The sequence below is a fragment of the Ectobacillus soli genome (assembly GCF_042610425.1).
Taxonomy (GTDB): Bacteria; Bacillota; Bacilli; order Bacillales; family Bacillaceae_G; genus Ectobacillus.
The window spans coordinates 122,561-144,057 of sequence record NZ_JBGJZM010000001.1; the positions used below are offsets into that span (position 1 = coordinate 122,561).

The 21,497-nt window shown below is 37.8% G+C and carries 21 protein-coding genes and 3 other annotated features (1 of these 24 cut by a window edge); of the genes, 20 read left to right on the forward strand and 1 reads right to left on the reverse strand.

The features are described 5' to 3' along the window. Window positions 1-10: 10 nt before the first annotated feature. The 19 genes from mdh to ACAN53_RS00710 all read left to right on the forward strand — a co-directional run bounded on the left by mdh (window position 11) and on the right by ACAN53_RS00710 (window position 20,171). Window positions 11-949 carry a malate dehydrogenase gene (gene mdh, locus ACAN53_RS00620; protein WP_379965494.1) on the forward strand — a complete coding sequence of 313 codons (939 nt, stop codon included), beginning with the start codon at window positions 11-13 and terminating at the stop codon, window positions 947-949. Between the two features lie 289 nt (window positions 950-1,238). Beyond that, window positions 1,239-1,955 carry a winged helix-turn-helix domain-containing protein gene (locus ACAN53_RS00625; protein ID WP_379965497.1) on the forward strand — a complete coding sequence of 239 codons (717 nt, stop codon included), beginning with the start codon at window positions 1,239-1,241 and terminating at the stop codon, window positions 1,953-1,955. Further along, complete coding sequence (pnpS, locus tag ACAN53_RS00630) at window positions 1,948-3,708, forward strand: two-component system histidine kinase PnpS (protein WP_379965500.1); 1,761 nt, start codon at window positions 1,948-1,950, stop codon at window positions 3,706-3,708. Before ACAN53_RS00625 ends, pnpS begins: the two co-directional genes overlap by 8 nt. Window positions 3,709-3,989: 281 nt before the next feature. Continuing rightward, complete coding sequence (gene polA, locus ACAN53_RS00635; protein WP_379965503.1) at window positions 3,990-6,623, forward strand: DNA polymerase I; 2,634 nt, start codon at window positions 3,990-3,992, stop codon at window positions 6,621-6,623. Window positions 6,624-6,635: 12 nt separating this feature from the next. Then, window positions 6,636-7,472 carry a DNA-formamidopyrimidine glycosylase gene (gene mutM / locus ACAN53_RS00640; RefSeq protein ID WP_379965506.1) on the forward strand — a complete coding sequence of 279 codons (837 nt, stop codon included), beginning with the start codon at window positions 6,636-6,638 and terminating at the stop codon, window positions 7,470-7,472. A 60-nt stretch (window positions 7,473-7,532) separates the two neighbouring features. Then, entirely contained in the window at window positions 7,533-8,168 is a 636-nt protein-coding gene (gene ytaF / locus ACAN53_RS00645; RefSeq protein ID WP_379965509.1) for a sporulation membrane protein YtaF, read from the forward strand. A 141-nt stretch (window positions 8,169-8,309) separates the two neighbouring features. Continuing rightward, complete coding sequence (gene coaE, locus ACAN53_RS00650) at window positions 8,310-8,909, forward strand: dephospho-CoA kinase (protein WP_379965512.1); 600 nt, start codon at window positions 8,310-8,312, stop codon at window positions 8,907-8,909. Between the two features lie 111 nt (window positions 8,910-9,020). Then, window positions 9,021-10,049 (forward strand): glyceraldehyde-3-phosphate dehydrogenase, encoded by a 1,029-nt coding sequence (locus ACAN53_RS00655; RefSeq protein ID WP_379965515.1) that lies wholly within the window; start codon window positions 9,021-9,023, stop codon window positions 10,047-10,049. A 276-nt stretch (window positions 10,050-10,325) separates the two neighbouring features. Continuing rightward, window positions 10,326-10,466: a hypothetical protein gene (locus ACAN53_RS00660; RefSeq protein ID WP_379965518.1), complete on the forward strand. Its 141-nt coding sequence runs from the start codon at window positions 10,326-10,328 to the stop codon at window positions 10,464-10,466. Between the two features lie 144 nt (window positions 10,467-10,610). Next, window positions 10,611-11,072, forward strand: a complete 462-nt coding sequence (nrdR, locus tag ACAN53_RS00665) for a transcriptional regulator NrdR (RefSeq protein ID WP_379965521.1) — start codon at window positions 10,611-10,613, stop codon at window positions 11,070-11,072. A gap of 51 nt (window positions 11,073-11,123) precedes the next feature. Continuing rightward, window positions 11,124-12,548 (forward strand): replication initiation and membrane attachment family protein, encoded by a 1,425-nt coding sequence (locus ACAN53_RS00670; protein ID WP_379965524.1) that lies wholly within the window; start codon window positions 11,124-11,126, stop codon window positions 12,546-12,548. Window positions 12,549-12,586: 38 nt separating this feature from the next. After that, entirely contained in the window at window positions 12,587-13,528 is a 942-nt protein-coding gene (dnaI, locus tag ACAN53_RS00675) for a primosomal protein DnaI (protein ID WP_379965527.1), read from the forward strand. Window positions 13,529-13,653: 125 nt separating this feature from the next. Then, complete coding sequence (gene ytxC / locus ACAN53_RS00680; RefSeq protein ID WP_379965530.1) at window positions 13,654-14,487, forward strand: putative sporulation protein YtxC; 834 nt, start codon at window positions 13,654-13,656, stop codon at window positions 14,485-14,487. 64 nt (window positions 14,488-14,551) lie between these two features. Next, window positions 14,552-14,774, forward strand: a binding site (T-box leader). Window positions 14,775-14,820: 46 nt separating this feature from the next. Continuing rightward, window positions 14,821-16,752, forward strand: coding sequence for a threonine--tRNA ligase (thrS, locus tag ACAN53_RS00685; protein WP_379965533.1), 1,932 nt, complete (start codon window positions 14,821-14,823; stop codon window positions 16,750-16,752). A gap of 231 nt (window positions 16,753-16,983) precedes the next feature. Beyond that, window positions 16,984-17,107: a sequence feature (ribosomal protein L20 leader region), on the forward strand. 65 nt (window positions 17,108-17,172) lie between these two features. Beyond that, window positions 17,173-17,676: a translation initiation factor IF-3 gene (gene infC, locus ACAN53_RS00690; protein WP_379970188.1), complete on the forward strand. Its 504-nt coding sequence runs from the start codon at window positions 17,173-17,175 to the stop codon at window positions 17,674-17,676. 21 nt (window positions 17,677-17,697) lie between these two features. Further along, window positions 17,698-17,895, forward strand: a complete 198-nt coding sequence (rpmI, locus tag ACAN53_RS00695) for a 50S ribosomal protein L35 (protein WP_379965536.1) — start codon at window positions 17,698-17,700, stop codon at window positions 17,893-17,895. Window positions 17,896-17,934: 39 nt separating this feature from the next. Continuing rightward, a complete protein-coding gene (rplT, locus tag ACAN53_RS00700; RefSeq protein WP_379965539.1) occupies window positions 17,935-18,294 on the forward strand; it encodes a 50S ribosomal protein L20 in 360 nt (119 codons plus the stop codon). A 187-nt stretch (window positions 18,295-18,481) separates the two neighbouring features. Then, a complete protein-coding gene (locus tag ACAN53_RS00705) occupies window positions 18,482-18,973 on the forward strand; it encodes a dUTP diphosphatase (protein ID WP_379965542.1) in 492 nt (163 codons plus the stop codon). A 118-nt stretch (window positions 18,974-19,091) separates the two neighbouring features. Then, on the forward strand, window positions 19,092-20,171 hold the full coding sequence (locus ACAN53_RS00710) for a M42 family metallopeptidase (protein ID WP_379965545.1): 1,080 nt from the start codon (window positions 19,092-19,094) through the stop codon (window positions 20,169-20,171). Between the two features lie 47 nt (window positions 20,172-20,218). On the opposite strand, the gene sspI is transcribed toward ACAN53_RS00710, so the two are convergent. Beyond that, window positions 20,219-20,431 carry a small acid-soluble spore protein SspI gene (sspI, locus tag ACAN53_RS00715; protein ID WP_379965548.1) on the reverse strand — a complete coding sequence of 71 codons (213 nt, stop codon included), beginning with the start codon at window positions 20,429-20,431 and terminating at the stop codon, window positions 20,219-20,221. 107 nt (window positions 20,432-20,538) lie between these two features. Here sspI and ACAN53_RS00720 point away from each other — a divergent pair, with 107 nt between their 5' ends. Then, window positions 20,539-21,303 (forward strand): TrmH family RNA methyltransferase, encoded by a 765-nt coding sequence (locus ACAN53_RS00720; protein ID WP_379965551.1) that lies wholly within the window; start codon window positions 20,539-20,541, stop codon window positions 21,301-21,303. Between the two features lie 34 nt (window positions 21,304-21,337). Next, window positions 21,338-21,497: a binding site (T-box leader), on the forward strand (it continues 64 nt past the right edge of the window).

Below are 21,497 nucleotides of genomic sequence, written 5' to 3' on the forward strand. Positions count from 1 at the left end.
GAGAAGCAGAATGACTAGCTCACGTAAGAAAATTTCTGTTATCGGTGCTGGATTTACCGGAGCAACTGCTGCTTTCTTCGTAGCTCAAAAAGAGCTGGGTGACGTAGTACTTGTAGATATTCCACAAATGGAAAACCCTACAAAAGGGAAAGCATTAGATATGCTTGAAGCTAGCCCAGTTCAAGGATTTGATTCTAACATTATCGGTACTTCTGACTATGCAGACACTGCTGATTCTGACGTAGTAATCATTACTGCTGGTATCGCTCGTAAACCAGGAATGAGCCGTGACGATTTAGTTGCTACAAACTCTAAAATCATGAAGAGTGTAACAAGAGAAATCGTTAAATATTCTCCAAACACAGTAATTATCGTATTAACAAACCCAGTTGATGCAATGACTTACACTGTATACAAAGAATCAGGTCTTCCTAAAGAACACGTAATCGGACAATCTGGTGTTCTTGACACAGCTCGTTTCCGTACATTCGTTGCACAAGAACTTAACCTTTCTGTTAAAGATGTAACAGGTTTCGTATTAGGTGGCCACGGTGACGATATGGTGCCTCTAGTACGTTACTCTTATGCTGGCGGTATTCCGTTGGAAAACCTGATTGCTAAAGAACGTTTAGAAGAAATCGTAGCACGTACTCGTAAAGGCGGCGGCGAAATCGTTAATCTTTTAGGTAACGGTAGTGCATACTATGCTCCTGCAGCTGCTTTAGTTGAAATGGCTGAAGCTGTTCTTAAAGACCAACGTCGTGTTCTTCCAGCTATCGCATACTTAGAAGGCGAATATGGTTACAGCGATCTTTACTTAGGAGTTCCTGTAGTACTTGGCTCTAACGGTATTGAAAAGGTAATCGAACTTGATCTTTTAGACGAAGAAAAAGCTGCATTAAACAAATCAGTAGAATCTGTTCGTAACGTCATGAAGGTTCTTGCATAAGAAACAACGTGCAGAAATTGTTACAAACAAATATTAAAAATTTTCACTTATAAAAAGATTCGGGAGCAATCCCGAATCTTTTTTGCTGTTAAGTAAAATGCTAAAATATTTTTAAAAATAATCCGATTCATCGGGGAAATGCGGTTTTTGTCGAAAATACATGAGAAAAGCTTGCTTACTAGAACGAGTTGACTTGAGCATCCTAGTATTATCTAGTATCATAAAAAGGATAGTATAAATAAAATATATGGATGAAGCTCGGTTTTACTTTATCGCTTGGAGGAATACAATGAGTAACCGAATACTAGTGGTGGATGACGAGGAATTTATTTTAACGTTGATTGAATTTAATCTTCAACAAGCAGGTTTTGAAGTCATAACCGCCATGGACGGAGAAACGGGGCTTCAGAAAGCAACGGAGGAACGTCCAGATTTAATTATACTAGATTTAATGCTTCCTAAGATGGATGGCATGGAAGTATGTAAGGAATTACGTCTTCAACGCATTATGACTCCAATTTTAATGCTTACAGCTAAAGATGATGAATTCGATAAAGTTCTTGGACTTGAACTTGGTGCTGATGATTATATGACAAAGCCATTTAGCCCAAGAGAAGTTGTTGCGAGGGTAAAAGCTATTTTACGCCGAACTAAAATACAGGAAGAGCCTGTACAGGAAGAAAAGGATTCAGGGCATATTCTCATTGCAGATTTAAAAATATTACCTGAGTACTACGAAGCCTTTTTCTTAGAAGAAAAACTTGAATTAACTCCGAAAGAATTCGAACTTCTTGTATATTTAGCAAAGCACAAGGGCCGTGTATTAACACGAGATCAGCTACTCAGTGCTGTTTGGAATTATGACTTTGCAGGTGACACACGGATAGTAGATGTACACATTAGTCATCTTCGCGACAAAATTGAGAAAAATACAAAGAAACCAGTTTATATTAAAACGATTCGTGGACTAGGCTATAAGTTAGAGGAGCCAAAGGCAGATGAATAAGTTTCGTTCGAGGCTTATGTTTGCCTTAATCTCTTTAATTGTTACCGTCCTAGTTGGGTTAGGTCTTTTACTAGGGCAGCTCTTTAAAGGGTTTTACATGGACAACTTTAATAAACGGATGGAAAATGAACTACGATATGTTGCTTCAGTTGTAGAATGGGAAGGAATTCGTTATTCACTTTCCTATCCGGAAACACTGAATCGTGTGGAAACGAGCTTACAAGAAAGTATAAGCTTATTGGATGAACATGGTAAAGTGTTGTATGACTCAAAGGGAAGAAAGAGTGAGATTGAATCCAATGCTGCCATTTCTAATATTATCTCGAAGCTTGATAATCGAACAGATGTTGTAGAAGGTAAGAGCGGGGATTCCCAATTGTATTACTATGGCGTGCTACTGCAAGATAAACATGATGACCGGGCATATTTGATTGTCGATTTTTCCTTCAGTGCATTAAATGATATTCATAAAAAAATATGGGGCGTACTAATTACCAGTTTTATGATTGCATTTGGCGTTATTGTATTTTTAGGAATTAAAATAACAGCACAATATACAAAGCCCATTGAGAACGTAACAAAGGTTGCCATTGAACTTGCAAAGGGAAACTACAAAGCAAGGGCATATGGAAATCAGGCAGATGAAACAGGTATGCTTAGCCAAGCAATGAATATTCTTGCACGTAATTTACAAGAAATGACATCGGCTCAGGAAATGCAGCAGGACCGACTTCATACGCTGATAGAAAATATGGGAAGTGGCATGATATTAATAGATAGTCATGGTTATATAAGCTTAGTAAACCGTTCTTATAAAGAAATTTTTCACGTTACAAATGAGCAATTTTTAAATCGACTTTATTATGAAGCATTTGAACATAAAGAAATTATTGCTTTGGTGGAAGAAATATTTATGACAGAGGTTAAAGTGAGGAAACAAATGCTATTGCCTCTTCAAATTGAAAGAAGGCATTTCGAAGTATACGGGGCTCCTATCATTAGTACGAGTCATGAATGGAAGGGGATCGTTCTTGTATTTCATGATATTACGGAGCTCAAACGATTGGAGCAAATGAGAAAAGATTTCTTAGCGAACGTTTCTCATGAACTAAAAACCCCTATCACCTCGATTAAAGGGTTTTCTGAAACATTATTGGATGGAGCAATGGAAGATGAAAAACTACGTGTCTATTTTCTTTCTATCATTTTAAAAGAAAGTGATCGGATGCAAAGCTTAATTGAGGATCTATTAGATTTATCCAAAATCGAACAACAAGGCTTTAGGCTGAATATGAGTACGGTAGATATCAAACAGTTATTAGAAGAAATTGGTGTTATTTTGCAAGGGAAAGCTGAAGGAAAGCCTATTTCTCTAACTATACAAGCTGACGAGCATATTATTATTCCGGGTGATCCTCATCGGTTAAAGCAAATTTTCATAAATTTAATGAACAATGCAATTTCATACACACCAGCAGGTGGCAATGTAACTGTGCATATGAAGGATGAACCTAAGTGGATTTCTATTACCGTATCAGATACAGGGATTGGTATTAATAAAGAAGAAATACCAAGAATTTTTGAGCGTTTCTATCGAGTAGATAAGGCTCGTAGCCGAAATACTGGGGGAACTGGATTAGGCTTATCTATAGTAAAGCATTTAGTGGAAGCGCACAGTGGATATATTACGGTGCAAAGTGAAATGGGTAAAGGAACCACATTTACTGTTCGACTTCGTAAAGTTACAAACTGATGTTTTACATTATATTAACAATAAGTTCACTATTGATTAATAATACATTGCTATATTATTAGTTGAAAACCCCTTCATCCAAGGAGTAGTTTTGGGCGAGAAAACACGTAGTTTTTCTCGTCCCTTCCCTATCTTTTCTATCAATAAAATGTAGTATCTATATATTTTTCGGCAAAAGCCGTTATGTTCCCTCTCTACTAAGGTCATGCTATTATAGAGAGTGGATATAACGGCTTTTATTGGTTTGTTAACTTATCGAACATATGGGGAGGTACAGCCACTTGAGTAAAAAGGTTGTCTTACTGGACGGAAATAGTATTGCCTATCGTGCGTTTTTTGCACTTCCACTGTTAAATAATGATAAAGGAATACATACGAATGCTATTTACGGTTTTACCATGATGCTACTGAGAATTCTGGAAGAAGAAAAGCCGACACATATACTGGTAGCATTCGATGCAGGAAAAACGACATTTCGTCATCAAACATTTGCTGATTATAAAGGTGGCCGGCAAAAAACACCATCGGAGCTGTCAGAACAGTTTCCTTTCATTCGAGAAGTATTGGATGCTTTTCATGTAAAACGATATGAACTTGAAAATTATGAAGCGGATGATATTATTGGAACGCTCGCATTGGAAGCAAGTAAGCAAGGGGCAAATGTGAAAATTATTTCAGGAGATCGTGATTTATTGCAGCTTGTTTCTACACAAACAACTGTAGCCATTACACGTAAGGGGATTACAGAAGTAGATGAATTTACACCGGAAACATTGTTTGAAAAGTACAGTCTAACCCCTTCACAAATCATTGATATGAAAGGATTGATGGGGGATTCATCGGATAACATTCCAGGGGTGCCAGGTGTAGGGGAGAAGACCGCTATTAAGCTTCTGAATGAATTTAAAACCGTTGAACAGGTTTATGAGAATATAGAAAGTGTTAGTGGAAAGAAGTTAAAGGAGAAGCTTGAGCTTAATAAGGATCAAGCTATGATGAGTAAGGAACTTGCTACTATTAATCAGCATTCTCCTATTAAAGTATCCATAGATGAAATGGAATTTAACGGATATACTGTCGATGATGTAGTACCGATATTTAAAAATCTTGGCTTTCATTCGTTGCTAGATAAGATGGATGTAAAGGAAGAAGCAAAGGAAGCAGTAGAGCTAGATCAAATATCGTTTGAAATTGTAGATGTGCTTAGCAGTGATATGTTACAAAATGAAAGTGCTCTTATTGTGGAAGTACAGGAAGATAATTATCACCGTGCGTCCATTCAAGGGTTTGGAATTCAAAATGAAACAGGCTGTTACTTTGTTCCTACTGAGCTTGCATTGCAGTCTGAAGTGTTTCGTAACTGGTTGGCAGACGAGGATATGAAGAAATACACGTTCGATGTAAAGCGGGCCACCGTTGCATTAAAATGGAAAGGAATTGATATGCGCGGCGTTGAGTTCGATTTACTTATTGCAGCATATTTGCTTGATCCTGCTGAAACCGATAAGGACTTTCGAACAGTTGCGAAAATGAAGGCTCATCATGCTGTATCCTCTGATGAAGAGGTGTATGGAAAAGGCGCAAAGCGCATGGTTCCAGATGATAGCGTTGTAGCAGAGCATATTTCTCGCAAAGCTCATGTTCTGTATGAAGTGAAGCAATCATTTGTGGATGAGCTTCAGAAAAACAATCAATATGATTTGTTAACAGATTTAGAATTGCCTCTCTCCATTGTGTTAGCTGACATGGAATATACAGGCGTGCATGTAGATAGTAGCCGTTTACGTGACATGGGAGAGGAGCTATCTAAAAAGCTGAAACAAATGGAAACCGATATTCACCAATTAGCAGGAGCAGAGTTCAATATTAACTCTCCTAAGCAGCTCGGGGTTATACTGTTTGAAAAGCTAAATCTACCTGTGATGAAAAAAACAAAAACGGGATACTCTACGTCAGCGGATGTGCTAGAAAAATTAAAGCATCATCATGAAATCGTAGAGAAAATTTTACAATATAGACAAATTGGCAAGTTATATAGTACGTACATTGAAGGTTTATTAAAGGTTGTGTACGAAGATACATCTAAAATTCATACCAGATTTAATCAAGTGCTTACGCAAACAGGGCGATTAAGTTCTACAGAACCGAACCTACAAAATATACCAATTCGACTAGAGGAAGGGCGTAAGATACGACAAGCCTTTGTACCTTCAGAAGAAGGATGGATGATCTTTTCTGCAGATTATTCGCAAATTGAATTACGTGTACTGGCGCATATTGCGAATGATAAAGGTCTGATGGAAGCATTTCATCATGATATGGACATTCATACGAAAACGGCAATGGATGTATTTGGTGTAGCCAAGGAAGAAGTAACAGCCAATATGAGAAGACAAGCAAAGGCTGTTAACTTCGGAATCGTATATGGCATTAGTGATTATGGATTATCGCAGAATTTAAACATTACACGTAAAGACGCAGCATCTTTTATTGAAAAGTATTTTGAAAGCTTCCCTGGTGTAAAAGAATATATGGAACGTATTGTGCAAGAGGCAAAGTTGCAAGGGTATGTCACAACATTATTAAATCGCCGGAGATATATTCCAGAAATCACAAGTCGTAATTTTAATTTGCGCAGCTTTGCGGAACGTACGGCTATGAATACACCTATTCAAGGAAGTGCCGCAGATATTATTAAAAAAGCGATGATTGACATGTATGCACGCTTACGAACGGAAAAAGTTCGTGCTAAGTTACTTTTACAAGTACATGATGAACTCATATTTGAAGCTCCGAAAGAGGAGATAGAAATCTTGAAAACAATTGTTCCTGATGTAATGGAGCATGCAATTGAATTACATGTGCCATTAAAGGTGGACTATGCATATGGTCCTACATGGTATGATGCGAAATAAGGAAGTGTAGCGATGCCAGAATTACCAGAGGTTGAAGCTGTAAAAAATACATTACGGCAGCTTATTATTGGGAAAAAAGTAGAAAATGTAAGTGTGACGTATCCAAAATTAATTAAGAAACCTGATGATGTACAGCAGTTTCAAACGATGCTTCAAGGTGAAATCATCGAGGAAATAGGAAGAAGGGGGAAATTTCTCCTTCTTTATACAACGAATTACACACTTGTGTCCCATCTCCGGATGGAAGGAAAATATAGATTGTTTGATGCTACTGAAGAAAAAGCTAAACATACTCATGTTGTCTTTCGATTTACAGATGGTACAGAATTACGCTATCAGGATGTACGGAAGTTTGGAACGATGCATTTATTTCAAAAAGGGGACGAAAAAATTAGTCATCCCCTTATAGAACTTGGTCCTGAGCCGTTATCTCCAAATTTAACCGTTTCCTATTTACAAGAAATCCTTCAAAAGTCTCATCGGAAGATTAAGGTCATTCTTCTCGATCAGCATGTTTTGGTGGGATTGGGAAATATATATGTCGATGAGGTTCTTTATCGTTCTCGGATTCATCCCGAACGTGAGGCAGCCTCCCTTCTTGAAGAAGAGATTCAGACGTTATACCAAGAAATTGTGCATACGTTATCAGAAGCCATTGCTAAGGGCGGGAGTACAATTCGTACTTATGTGAATTCACAAGGGAAAATTGGCACATTCCAACAGCAATTACTTGTATACGGTCACGAAGGTGAACCATGTAACGTATGTGGATCAATTATTATGAAAACGGTTGTTGGTGGTCGAGGTACCCATTATTGTGCAGTCTGTCAACAGAAAGAAAAAGATTAACATCGGATAGGCATACTTCATATACATACGTTAACGGTGTATATGGAAAGGAGCCTACCGATGCAAAGCTATCTTTCTCTTTTTCTTTTAGCTTTCACGCTAAGTTTGGATAGTTGTAGTGTGGGACTAACTTACGGGCTTAGAAGGCTGACGATTTCGTTTAAATCAATTCTGGTTATTTCACTCTGTTCAGCAGTAGTGATGCTAGTAAGCATGACAATTGGAAATCTTATGATTCATATGGTTTCTCCAATAGTTGCGAGGCAAATAGGAGGATTAGTGCTCGTTGGAATCGGTGCTTGGGTGCTGTACCAATATTTTAGTCCTGACAGTAAGGAAGATACCCTTACAGATGAAAAAACGTTGTGGAATATAGAAATCCCTACGCTAGGTATAGTTATACAAATATTAAGAAAACCGACTGTTGCTGATTTTGATCGGTCCGGTACGATTTCTGGCATGGAGGCGTTATTATTAGGTCTTGCGCTTTCGCTAGACTCGTTTGGGGCAGGGATAGGAGCATCTCTGTTAGGTTATTCATCATGGCTAATGGCCTTGCTCGTTGCGCTTATGAGCGGAAGTTTTTTATTTTTGGGGATGAAGATAGGGGCATGTCTTCAAGGAAAAGCATGGATATATAATCTCACGTTTCTTCCAGGGCTACTTTTAATTATTATAGGAATATGGAAAATATAAGTAGGATAATACTATATAGAATGGACCATTTTTCTAGTAAATGGTCTGTTTTTCCATGTCCTATCGTAATTATACGTTTTTTTGTGTACGGTAACGTATAATAGATGTAAGTAATATACATATAGAAGGAGAGCTGGATTCATGACGATAGTGATTGGATTAACAGGAGGAATTGCAAGCGGGAAGAGTACCGTCTCTGACATGTTTAAAACGCTAAATATTCCCGTAATTGATGCGGATGTTATCGCAAGAGAAGTCGTTAATCAGGGAAAACCCGCATACAGAGAAATTGTACAAGCATTTGGTAATGACATTTTACATGAAGATAAATCGATTAATAGAAAAAAATTAGGTGATATAATTTTTCAGGATGATCAAAAAAGAGCCATACTAAATGGAATTGTGCATCCTGCTGTGCGTAAGGAAATGATTGCTAAAAAAGAGGAATACATACGAAAGGGAGAAGCTGCCGTAGTATTAGATATTCCTTTACTATTTGAAAGCAAGCTTACATCGCTTGTACACAAGACGCTTCTTGTCTATGTAGATCAAAACACACAAATAAATCGTCTTATGGACCGAAATCGTTTTACAGAAGAAGAAGCACGTGTGCGTATTTCATCGCAGATGCCACTTGTAGAAAAGCAAAGTCTAGCAGATGAAATTATTAATAATAATGGCACATTAGAAGAGACTAGGTTACAATTATTACGAGTATTAAAGCAATGGAGTATTCTATAGTTATAATTTTTTATTTTTATGAAAATATTTAGTGCTTTCTTTTCTTTTTGTGCTATACTAATACTGATAATAGGGAGAAATAGTATAACGCAATCAAGGGGGATAACATATATGATTCGTGTGGCAATTAACGGGTTTGGACGTATTGGGAGAATGGTGTTTCGTCAAGCCATTAAAGAAAGCGCATTCGAAATCGTAGCGATCAATGCGAGCTATCCGTCAGAAACGTTGGCACATCTAATTAAATACGATACCACTCATGGTCGTTTTGATGGTACGGTAGAAGCATTTGCTGATCACTTAGTTGTAGACGGGAAAATTATTCAGCTTTTAAACAACCGTAATCCACAAGAACTTCCTTGGAAGGAACTAAGCGTTGATATCGTAATTGAAGCTACAGGAAAATTCAATGCTAGAGAAAAGGCAAGTCTTCATTTAGAAGCAGGAGCTAAAAAAGTAATTATTACAGCACCTGGTAAAGATGAAGATGTGACGATTGTTGTTGGTGTTAACGATCAGACACTTGATTTAACAAAACATGATGTTATTTCAAATGCATCTTGCACAACAAACTGTCTTGCACCCGTAGCTAAAGTTCTTGATGAAAAATTTGGAATTGATAATGGTCTAATGACAACGATTCATTCCTATACAAATGATCAAAATAATATTGATAATCCACATAAAGACTTACGAAGAGCACGTGCTTGTGCACAATCTATTATTCCGACTACAACTGGTGCAGCTAAAGCATTGGCTAAAGTGTTACCACATTTAAAAGGAAAATTGCACGGAATGTCACTTCGTGTTCCTACTCCAAACGTATCACTAGTTGACCTTGTAGTAGATTTACAGCAAGATGTAACAGTTGAACAAGTGAACGCAGCGTTTATAGAAGCTTCACGTGGCTCCTTAAAGGGAATTGTAGCATTCTGTGATGAACCACTTGTATCTTCTGATTTTAACACAAATACACATTCTGCGATAGTGGATGGTTTATCTACTATTGTTATGGGTACTCGTAAAGTAAAGGTTTTAGCTTGGTATGACAATGAATGGGGCTACTCACGTCGTGTAGTAGATTTAGTAGGAATTGTTGCAAATAAACTCGAAGTTAATTCTAATGTTCAACATGCATAAGACGAATTAATTTGTCTCTTTTGAAAATAAGAGGGAATGTATAGAAATTTCGCGCGGTACTGGAAACTTTCAAATAAAACAACGTGAAGTAAAAGCTCTTTAAAAAATAGGAGTATTGCTTTAGAATGAAAAGAGGTGTATTATACGCCTCTTTTTTCTTTTTTTGATAATGTTAGTTAGATGCCTCCGAATGCATGGTAATATGGAATCATTTTCTCCTAAGGAGAATGGTTAGTCTATTACTTGTTTTTTATTGTACAGTAGGAGGAGTTTTACATGAGTATTATGGGAAGAGTAAAACAAATGCTAACAAGGATATCAGAAACATCAGAAACGCATAGTAATGAACAATTACGAAGTCGTTATTATAAAGTGAATAAAACACAAGCTATGAAAGTAGCAGAACAACTACTATAGGATACAAGGGGTTGCAATATTACATTTGTTTCAACATACAATTGTATGGAACAATTGGACAAGGAATTACCTTGTATCGGTACGGGATTAGCTGAGCAAATGTAGTACTTATAGAACGATTAGATTAGGCTAAGGAGTGATGATATGCGTTGTCCCGCTTGTTTTCACAATGGAACGAGAGTATTAGATTCCCGCCCAGTTGATGAAGGGCGCTCCATTCGAAGACGACGTGAATGTGAGAAATGCCTGTATCGCTTTACTACTTTTGAAAAGGTAGAGGAAATGCCTTTAATAGTAGTAAAAAAGGAAGGCACACGTGAAGAATTTAGCAAAGAAAAGATTTTACGCGGATTAATTAAAGCATGCGAAAAACGACCGGTTTCGTTAAAGCAATTAGAAGAAGTGACGCAATCTGTAGAACGTGGGCTGAGAAATGCAGGCTCATCAGAGGTTAAAAGTGAAATAATTGGAGAAATGGTAATGGAGGCTTTACGTGATATTGATGAAGTAGCATATGTGCGGTTTGCCTCCGTTTATCGACAATTCAAAGATTTAAATGTGTTTATTGATGAACTAAAAGACATACTGCATAAAGAACGAAAATAGAAGAACGGCGTGTAGTACGTTAGATTACACTTGTAGAAAGGATTTGCAGGCATGGAAAGACAATCATGGATGGATTTGCTTCCAATTGACCGGTATCGCGTCTTTACAACAGGTTTGCTGTATAGTTACGATCGAAAGGTCCTGACAATGCTGTACCAGCCTATAATAGGTAGCAAAGCGTTTAGCCTGTATATGACACTATGGGGAGAGCTTGATCAAGATTTTTCTAATGAACAAGAACAAACTCATCATTCGCTTTTGCTGAATATGCATATGAGTTTGCCTGATATTCATAAGGAACGAATGAAATTAGAGGGTATCGGCCTTATGAAAGTATTTGTAAAAAAAACAAATGACGTTCGGACGTTCTTGTATGAGCTGCAAGCTCCGCTTACGCCAAAGCAATTTTTTGATGATATTGTATTAAACATTTTTTTGTATAATCGGCTAGGTATTACAAAGTACAATCGAGTGAAAAAGTATTTTCTGCAGCCTGAAATGGATATACAAGAATACAGTGAAATTACGAAGTCATTTAATGATGTGTTTCAGTCTTATACGCCTGCTCAGCTTTCAAAATTTAAGCCTGAGATGGAACAAATAGATAAGGGCTCTCTTATTGGAAGAGTTCCAAGTGATTCACCTCAAGTATTAAATGATTTCTTTGATTTCTCTTTGTTTTTAGAGGGTATTGGCAATACGATGATTCCAAGACGTGCGATAACTGAGGAAGTCAAAGAAACGATTTTAAAGCTTGCTTATGTCTATCAGCTCGATCATGTGACAATGAAGAAAGTCGTCATGGATGCTCTTATTATTGGTCAGGATAAAATTGATATTGAATTGCTTCGAAAATGTACGCGTGATTGGTATCAATTTGAGCATAGCAATACGCTTCCTGTACTGAGCGAAAGAGTACAACCTGCAAAAATGCAGGAAATGCGTGACAAAGTGCCGCAATCAAAGCAGGATAAGCTCATTAAAGTGCTGGAAGAAGTGTCGCCAAAGGAATTGCTTACAGAGCTATCTGGAGGTGCTTTACCTGTAGCCTCTGATTTGCGGGTAATCGAAGATATTATGCTGAATCAAAAACTATTACCAGGTGTGATTAATGTTCTGATCTACTATGTCATGCTTCGTATGGATATGAAAATACAAAAAGGTTATATGGAAAAAATAGCAGCACACTGGGCTCGAAAACATGTATCATCCGTCAGAGAGGCTATGGAGCTTGCGATTCAAGAGCAACGTCAGTATTTAGAATGGGCACAATCTACGAAAGAAAGAAAGGCAAAAACACGTACTTCGCAAAAGGTAGTACGAAAAGAACTTGTTCCTGATTGGCTAGCAGAGGAAAAGCAAAGCTTAGAGAAGCAAAGTTCTGAAGTACAGGATGAAAAAGATATTGATACAGAAGCTCTTCGAAAAAAAATAGAAGAGAGACGAAAACGTATGCAAAAGCGTTCAAATGGATAGAAAAACAAGTAGGGAATTAGTAGCTTGGAGGGAAGCATTTGCAAAACATTAGAAACAATCTCTCGCAGTTGATACAAACGGAGTCATTTAAGAAGCGCTATGATAATATGAAGAAAGAAATTCTAGCAGATTCAGATGTAAAGAATTTTCTAGTGGAACATGCACAAGAGCTTTCGAAAGATGTTGTTGAACGTAGCTTAGTTAAATTATATGAATATACACAGCAAAGTAAGCAATGTAAAGAATGTCCGAGCCTTGCTGCCTGTAAAAATATTTTACAAGGATATCATCCGCATCTTATTATTTCAGGGAAAACGATTGATTTACAATATGAACGCTGCTCTCAAAAAATATTTCATGATCAACAAAAAAAACAGCAATCTCTCATTCGGAGTTTGTATATGCCTCGTGACATTTTAGAAGCAAAGCAAGTATCACTGGATTATAATGATAAAGGAAGAATGAATGCAGTGAATGAGGCTGAAGAATTTGTGGAGCAGTACGAGCCTGGGAAAAAGATGAAAGGATTGTACTTGTTCGGACGCTTTGGTGTAGGAAAAACCTATATTCTTGGTGTAATTGCCAATGAACTCGCGCAGCGTAATGTTTCATCTATGCTCGTTCATGTTCCTGAATTTTTGCGTGAAATGAAAGGATCGATTGGGGATCATACGCTAAATACGAAAATTGAAGCAGTGAAGCAGGCACCGATATTAATGCTAGATGATATTGGGGCAGAAGCGATGTCAAGCTGGGCGCGTGATGAAGTACTCGGCACCATTTTACAATTTCGTATGCTAGAAAATCTACCCACATTTTTTACTTCTAACTTTGACTTTAAATTGCTTGAGCACCATCTTACCTACACACAGCGCGGTGAAGAAGAAGAGTTGAAGGCAGCTCGTATTATGGAACGCATTCGGTATTTAGCCAAGCCGGTAGAAGTAAAAGGAAATAATAGACGACAAACAGGAGAATGAGGGAGACCTTGTTCTCTTTTTTTAATTGTTTTAGAAGAACTACAGTATTCTCACCTGATAGCGAGAATTTTTTGGGTATCTCGTTCATATATATTAATTGATATATGCATTAAGGGGGGATGATAGTGATCGAAATTAGTTTTGAAGAAGATTGTGATGCTAATTATTTGTACGAGCGGTTCGTGCAATATGCTAAGACACAAGAGAAAAATATCCTTCATGAGCATAGGAAACTTATCCTACTAGATACCAGTTCTACTTTTATTCAGGATATTCTAATCCCAGAGCTGGTTCAATTTATAATTAAAGTCAAGGAAAACAAATGGATGAGCTCACTTGTTAAACATTCTTATTTCTATCACAATGAAGAGGAGCAAAGTGAAATATTACATATTGCCTATTCTATTATGAATGGGAAGAGAAAAGGGTTACCACATAAAGGACTCCACTTTGCACGCAAGCGGTTTATTATACAATCCTTACGAAGCACGTTTGAACACTCTCTTTCCTTTTCTTTTGAAGCCTATGTTCGGTTTCGATTACGGCCTTATATGCAGTACATTAATCAATTGGTTGAACTGTCCATTGATGAATACAAGTTAGAACAAGATTATCAAGCATTTATCGAAACACTTCGGCAGCAAGTCAGTACGAGAGATGCTATTCTTTCGTCGATACATATTGTGTTTCGAGAGCATATTTTCTTCTATGATGAAGCTGGTTCTCGAATTTCAGAGCAAACTTTACGTGAATATATTGATGATCGTATCCTTCAGCTTGAGGATGTATACGTGGATCAGCAAATTATTGCACCGCTATTATCTATTTCCCCTAAGATTATTTACATCTATACTGCCCATGAAGACGATACAATGATTGTTACGCTTCGAAATGTGTTTCAAGAGCGAGTTAAACTATACTCACTAGGTGAATTTGAAAAAATGAGACAGAATATATAAAACGAAGTGGGTCATATTGATTTTATGAAAGAATCCGTCTATAATAACGACAGGTAAGATTCATATACAAGTTATGATGAGGATATGAGTTCTTTTTACGATTAGCAGAGAGGGAAGCCGTTTGGCTGGAAGCTTCCTAATACGAAAAAGAAACTTACCACCTCTGAACTTCAGCAGTGAACATTAGTAATTGCTGACGGCTACGATCCGTTATCGTTTCTTGAGCAAAGGAGATTTTTTTCCTTTGAAACAAGGGTGGAACCACGAATATAACACTCGTCCCTTTTCCAGGGATGGGTGTTTTTTATTTATTACAAGAAGGAGTGAATAGTGATGGCTGAAGTATTACATATTACGTTTCCAGACGGAGCTGTGAAGGAGTTTCCGAAAGGTACAACTACCGAAGATATTGCATTTTCTATTAGCCCAGGATTGAAGAAAAAAGCGGTTGCAGGTAAGTTGAACGAGAAGTTACTTGATTTACGTACACCAATTGAAGAGGATGGTACGATTTCAATTATTACACTTGATTCTAATGAAGGGGTTGAAGTGCTTCGTCACTCAAGTGCTCATTTACTTGCGCAAGCACTAAAACGTCTGTACCCAGGTGTAAAGCTTGGTATTGGACCAGTTATTGAAAATGGTTTTTACTATGATGTAGATATGGAAGAAGCCCTTTCAGTTGAGGATTTACCGAAAATTGAAAAAGAAATGGAACGCATTGTAAAAGAAAACATCGAAATTCATCGCAAGGAAGTAAGCAGAGAAGAAGCACTTGCTCGCTATGAAGAAATTGGCGATGAATTAAAGCTTGAATTGATTCGTGAATTGCCTGACGGCGAAACGATTTCGATTTATGAACAAGGCGAATTCTTCGACCTTTGCCGTGGTATTCATCTTCCGTCTACAGGAAAGATTAAATCCTTTAAGTTATTAAGTGTGGCAGGTGCTTATTGGCGCGGCAATAGCGATAATAAAATGTTACAACGTATTTACGGGACTGCATTTGCTAAGAAGGAAGAACTAGAACAACACTTACACTTCTTAGAAGAAGCAAAAGAGCGTGACCATCGTAAGCTTGGGAAAGAATTAAAGCTCTTTACAAATTCACAACAAGTCGGACAAGGTTTACCACTTTGGTTACCAAAGGGTGCAACGATTCGCCGTATTGTTGAACGTTATATCGTGGATAAGGAAGTAAGCCTTGGCTACGATCATGTTTATACACCAATTATGGGTAGTGTTGATTTGTATAAAACATCCGGTCACTGGGATCATTACCGTGATGATATGTTCCCGCCGATGGATATGGACAATGAACAATTGGTACTTCGTCCGATGAACTGCCCGCATCATATGATGGTATACAAAAACGATATGCATAGCTATCGTGAATTGCCTATTCGTATTGCCGAACTTGGAACGATGCACCGCTATGAAATGTCTGGTGCTCTATCTGGCTTGCAACGCGTTCGTGGCATGACATTAAATGATGCACACATTTTCGTAAGACCGGATCAAATTAAAGATGAGTTCCTACGCGTTATTCGTTTGATTCTAGATGTATATAAAGATTTCGACTTAACTGATTATTCCTTCCGCCTTTCTTACCGTGATCCAAAAGATACGGAAAAATATTTCGATGATGATGAAATGTGGAACAAAGCGCAAGGCATGCTGAAGGAAGCTATGGATGAAATGGGTCTTGATTATTATGAAGCAGAAGGAGAAGCAGCTTTCTATGGTCCTAAGCTAGATGTACAAGTACGTACGGCTTTAGGTAAGGATGAAACATTATCTACTGTACAGCTTGACTTCTTGTTACCGGAACGTTTTGATTTAACTTATGTAGGCGAAGATGGAAAGCAACATCGCCCAGTAGTCATCCACCGCGGCGTCGTATCAACGATGGAACGCTTTGTTGCTTTCTTAATTGAAGAATACAAAGGTGCGTTCCCAACATGGCTTGCTCCGGTTCAAGTTCAAGTCATTCCGGTTTCACCTCACGTTCATCTCGATTATGCGAAGAAGGTTCAAGATGAATTAAAACTTGCCGGCGTACGCGTAGAAGTCGATACACGCGATGAAAAAATTGGTTACAAAATTCGCGAAGCACAAATGCAAAAAATTCCGTATATGCTCGTAGTTGGTGACAATGAAGTAACTGGAAACGGTGTAAACGTCCGCAAATACGGCGAACAAAATTCAGAAACGATGGCATTTGCATCATTTGTAGATATGATTAAGAAGGAAGCAAAGCTATAAAAATTAGTTCGGACGATTCTTGTATGTTATTGGTAAATGCCCCCATGTTAGACGTCTTCCGTTTCAACATTGGGGGCAAATGCCTGTACATGCGGGATAAAATATTCGGAAAATAACTTGCGTACTTTAAAGATGTCTGTTAAAATAGATTTTGTGCCAATTACTCATATCAATTATTGACAGACTTCACTTGCTATGGTATGATACTTGAGGATTAATTAAATACGAACTTGTAGAAAGTAGGAGCACCCGCTTCTCACCTGGATGACGCATATGGCTGTTAACAGGTTGACGATAAATGTGACGATAATAACAGTTACAGTGTGGGTGTTTATACCCGCACTTTTTTTATTGTACTCGGGTCTCACTGCAGGACGTATTCCTATAAAAATTTGGAGGTGGCTTACTATTAGCAAGGACATGATGGTTAACGAGCTTATTCGTGCTCGTGAGGTACGTCTCATTGGAGCAAACGGAGATCAACTCGGTATTAAATCTCGTCAAGAAGCACTGGAATTAGCTGCAAATGCAAATCTTGATCTTGTAATGGTTGCACCAACTGCGAAACCGCCGGTATGTCGTATTATGGACTTCGGTAAGTATCGTTTTGAGCAACAAAAGAAAGAAAAAGAAATGCGTAAGAATCAAAAAATCATTAGCTTAAAAGAAGTTCGTTTGAGCCCAACCATTGACGAACATGACTTTAACACAAAGCTTCGTAATGCAATTAAATTTCTTGAAAATGGCGATAAAGTAAAGGCGTCAATCCGTTTCAAAGGTCGTGCAATTACCCATAAAGAAATTGGACAACGCGTATTAGATCGCTTTTCAGAACTTTGCAAGGAAGTAGGTACAGTTGAATCTGCACCGAAAATGGAAGGTCGAAGCATGTTCTTAATTTTAGCATCTAAAATTGAAAAGTAATTATTAGAGGAGGAAATCTTCATGCCGAAACAAAAAACTCACCGCGCTTCAGCAAAACGTTTCAAAAAAACTGCAAGCGGTAAACTTAAACGTTCACATGCTTATAGAAGCCATTTATTCGCTAACAAAGTAACGAAAGCAAAACGTCAACTACGTAAATCATCATTAGTAAGTGCTGGAGACTTTAAACGTATTCACCAAATGCTTGACACAATGTAATTAATTTCAGAACGGACAGATATCTAGGAGGGAAACAATATGCCAAGAGTTAAAGGCGGTACAGTTACTCGTAAACGTCGTAAGAGAGTATTAAAATTAGCAAAGGGTTTCTACGGTTCTAAGCATACTTTATACAAAGTTGCTAACCAACAAGTAATGAAATCTTTAATGTATGCATTCCGTGATCGTCGCCAAAAGAAACGCGACTTCCGTAAACTTTGGATTACTCGTATTAATGCAGCAGCTCGTATCAACGGTCTTTCTTATAGCCGTTTAATGCACGGACTTAAGCTTGCTGGAATCGAAGTAAACCGCAAAATGCTTGCTGATCTTGCTGTTGCTGATGAAAACGCATTTGCTGAATTAGCAACTGTTGCAAAAAACAGCTTAGTGAAATAATAATAGAGCCTCAGGGTATAGACCTGAGGCTTTTTTGTATATAAATGAATCCTCTATGCTGCCCCCTTTTCTATTTGAATACTCTCCTGAACATTATCAAAATGATAAATCTGTAATCGAAAAATTATCTTCACATCAGCAGGTACACTGTTATAATTAACATGAAAACTTGAGGAGGAATACAAACGTGGACGTACTACAATTATTTAAGTTACAAAAGGAATTAGATGAGCGAATTTTATCTGAGCACCACTTAGAGTCTCAGAATTTATTAGAGGAAAAAACGTTAGCACTATTGGTTGAAGTTGGCGAATTAGCTAATGAAACTCGTTGTTTTAAATATTGGAGTAAAAAACCAGCATCTGAAAGAAGCATTGTACTGGAAGAATATGTGGATGGCTTACACTTCATTTTGTCTATTGGGATTGATTTAGGTGTGGACAAAAACTTTCTTTTTTATAAATGTACGCAAACGAGCAAATCAGCTGTACAACTATTTTTAGACGTATATACGAAGGTCATTACCTTCTATGAACAAGCATCTATTACAAACTATATTGAATTGTTTACAAGCTTCATTCTATTAGGAGAAGCCTTAGACTTTTCACAAGATGACATGGAAAAAGCCTATTTAGCAAAGAACGAAAAAAATCATAAACGTCAAAATGAAGGATATTAATAGGAAAACCCTTCTTTTATTACGTTACAGGATTACGTTGCTCATTTTCGGATGAGCTTTTTTTGTATATTTATGATTCCAAATGTAAAATAGAGTATATAAGAAGGAGGGATACCACATGCAGGATGATACGTTAAAGATGCTAAAGGATTTAACAGATGCAAAAGGAATCGCTGGGAATGAACGTGAGCCTCGTGAAGTGATGAAAAGATATATAGCTCCTTATGCAGATGAGATTACATATGATAACTTAGGAAGCTTAGTGGCTAAACAAGTTGGAGAAGTAAACGGACCGAGTATTATGGTTGCAGGGCATTTAGATGAAGTGGGCTTTATGATTACTAAGATAGATGAGAAAGGCTTTCTTCGTTTTCAAACGGTAGGTGGCTGGTGGTCACAGGTTATGCTTGCACAGCGCGTAACGATTGTTACGAATAAAGGTGATATTACGGGGATTATTGGCTCTAAGCCGCCTCATATCCTGCCGGCCGAAGCTCGAAAAAAACCGGTTGATATTAAGGATATGTTTATCGATATTGGTGCATCAAGTAAAGAAGAAGCATTGGAATGGGGCGTATGTCCGGGAGATCAAGTTGTTCCTTACTTTGAATTTCAATTGATGAAAAACGAAAAAATGATGCTAGCAAAAGCATGGGACAATAGAATTGGTTGTGCCATTGCGATTGAAGTATTAAAGAGATTACATGATGAGGAACATCCTAACGTTGTATATGGCGTTGGAACAGTGCAGGAAGAAGTCGGACTTCGCGGTGCCAAAACAGCAACTCATTTCGTGCAACCTGATATAGGATTTGCTGTTGATGTTGGAATTGCTGGAGATACGCCGGGAATTTCGGATAAAGAAGCACTCAGTAAAATGGGAAAAGGACCGCAAATTATCTTATACGATGCATCGATTGTAGCGCATAAAGGACTACGTGACTTTGTAGTAGATGTTGCGGATGAAAAGGGCATTCCTTATCAATACGATTACGTACCAGGCGGAGGAACAGATGCGGGATCCATTCATGTATCCTTGCAAGGTGTGCCTGCTTTAGCAATTACCATTGCAACGCGTTATATTCATTCTCATGCAGCTATGCTTCACCGTGATGATTTTGAACATGCGGTGACATTGCTTGTGGAAGTTATCAAACGACTAGACCGCAGTAAAGTGAATGAACTTACATTTGATTAATACAAAAACGAGAGCGATGCTTCGCTCTCGTTTTTGTATTTGGATTGTTAGTTGTGTTGCAAGCCGTTTTGTAAGGTGGTAAGCATTTCTTTTTTTTCTTGTTCATTGGCATGTTGCCATATAATTTCGAACAGCACACCTAGCCCTGGAAGCATTTTCTCTTCTCCACTTTGAATGGCATCTAAGATCGTCGCTTCTAATTCTGGCTGTGAATTTTGCGCCACATTTGCAATCACAGCACCTCGTAAATTAAAATTCAATTTGTATCACCTCTTTACAGAATAAGATATCGTTAGTTTTTGATGTTTTCGTGTAATTATGTATGAAAATCGGCTATAATAATGAATCGAGAAGAGAGGGACGTTACATGAAAAAAATCGATTCACAGCAGAATGTACGGGTCAAGCAATGGAGAAAGTTACATACGAAAAAGGAACGCGATAAATCGGGGTTATTTATGATAGAGGGATTCCATCTTGTCGAAGAGGCCTTACAAGCAAAAGGCATCGTTCGAGAGCTTATTATACAGGACAATATTGATGTGCCATCAAAGTGGGATGTAAGTAATATTGAATTGTATATGGTTTCAGAGCCAGTTATGAAAACGATGTGTGAAACAGAAACGCCGCAAGGAATTGCAGCAATTTGTGAAAAACAAGAATTAAATACGAGCTTCACGCAGGGAAAATATCTTCTATTAGATGGAATTCAAGATCCAGGAAACCTTGGAACGATTATCAGAACGGCAGATGCTGCTGGTATAGATGCGGTCATCGTAGGAGAAGGAACCGTGGATGTATACAATAGTAAAGTACTTCGTTCTACACAAGGATCTATTTTTCATCTTCCAATTATAAAGGGAGAATTAGAAGAAATTATGGAGCATATGCAGAAACATCATATACCTGTATATGGAACAGCACTGCACGGTGCTGTCGCGTATACGGAAGTACAGCCAACTACAAACTTTGCTCTCGTTCTTGGAAATGAGGGAAATGGCGTAAGACAAGAGATATTAGATCAATGTGATAAAAATTTATATATCCCTATACTAGGCAGTGCAGAGTCGTTAAATGTTGCGGTTGCAGCTGGAATTTTGACATACTATTTACAAAGCCAGGTTGCCAAGTAAAGAAAAACTTTCTATAATAGAACAAACTGAATCTTTAAATACGATGAAAGAGAGCAGTAGCTTGTTCCTCGCCATACAGGGAGAAAATGCCGATGACTGTGAGCATTTTTATGGTAGATACATGTGAATTCACCTCTAGAGTAGGCGCCGGGACCACGGATCGTGTAAAGGCGTACCGGTTAGACCGTTATGAA

Excerpts from the sequence above, each read along its gene's own strand:
- mdh (WP_379965494.1), top strand. The coding sequence starts at position 11 with ATGACTAGCTCACGTAAGAAAATTTCTGTTATCGGTGCTGGATTTACC.
- ACAN53_RS00625 (WP_379965497.1), top strand. The coding sequence starts at position 1,239 with ATGAGTAACCGAATACTAGTGGTGGATGACGAGGAATTTATTTTAACG.
- pnpS (WP_379965500.1), top strand. The coding sequence starts at position 1,948 with ATGAATAAGTTTCGTTCGAGGCTTATGTTTGCCTTAATCTCTTTAATT.
- mutM (WP_379965506.1), top strand. The coding sequence starts at position 6,636 with ATGCCAGAATTACCAGAGGTTGAAGCTGTAAAAAATACATTACGGCAG.
- ytaF (WP_379965509.1), top strand. The coding sequence starts at position 7,533 with ATGCAAAGCTATCTTTCTCTTTTTCTTTTAGCTTTCACGCTAAGTTTG.
- coaE (WP_379965512.1), top strand. The coding sequence starts at position 8,310 with ATGACGATAGTGATTGGATTAACAGGAGGAATTGCAAGCGGGAAGAGT.
- ACAN53_RS00655 (WP_379965515.1), top strand. The coding sequence starts at position 9,021 with ATGATTCGTGTGGCAATTAACGGGTTTGGACGTATTGGGAGAATGGTG.
- ACAN53_RS00660 (WP_379965518.1), top strand. The coding sequence starts at position 10,326 with ATGAGTATTATGGGAAGAGTAAAACAAATGCTAACAAGGATATCAGAA.
- nrdR (WP_379965521.1), top strand. The coding sequence starts at position 10,611 with ATGCGTTGTCCCGCTTGTTTTCACAATGGAACGAGAGTATTAGATTCC.
- ACAN53_RS00670 (WP_379965524.1), top strand. The coding sequence starts at position 11,124 with ATGGAAAGACAATCATGGATGGATTTGCTTCCAATTGACCGGTATCGC.
- thrS (WP_379965533.1), top strand. The coding sequence starts at position 14,821 with ATGGCTGAAGTATTACATATTACGTTTCCAGACGGAGCTGTGAAGGAG.
- infC (WP_379970188.1), top strand. The coding sequence starts at position 17,173 with ATGATGGTTAACGAGCTTATTCGTGCTCGTGAGGTACGTCTCATTGGA.
- rpmI (WP_379965536.1), top strand. The coding sequence starts at position 17,698 with ATGCCGAAACAAAAAACTCACCGCGCTTCAGCAAAACGTTTCAAAAAA.
- rplT (WP_379965539.1), top strand. The coding sequence starts at position 17,935 with ATGCCAAGAGTTAAAGGCGGTACAGTTACTCGTAAACGTCGTAAGAGA.
- ACAN53_RS00710 (WP_379965545.1), top strand. The coding sequence starts at position 19,092 with ATGCAGGATGATACGTTAAAGATGCTAAAGGATTTAACAGATGCAAAA.
- ACAN53_RS00720 (WP_379965551.1), top strand. The coding sequence starts at position 20,539 with ATGAAAAAAATCGATTCACAGCAGAATGTACGGGTCAAGCAATGGAGA.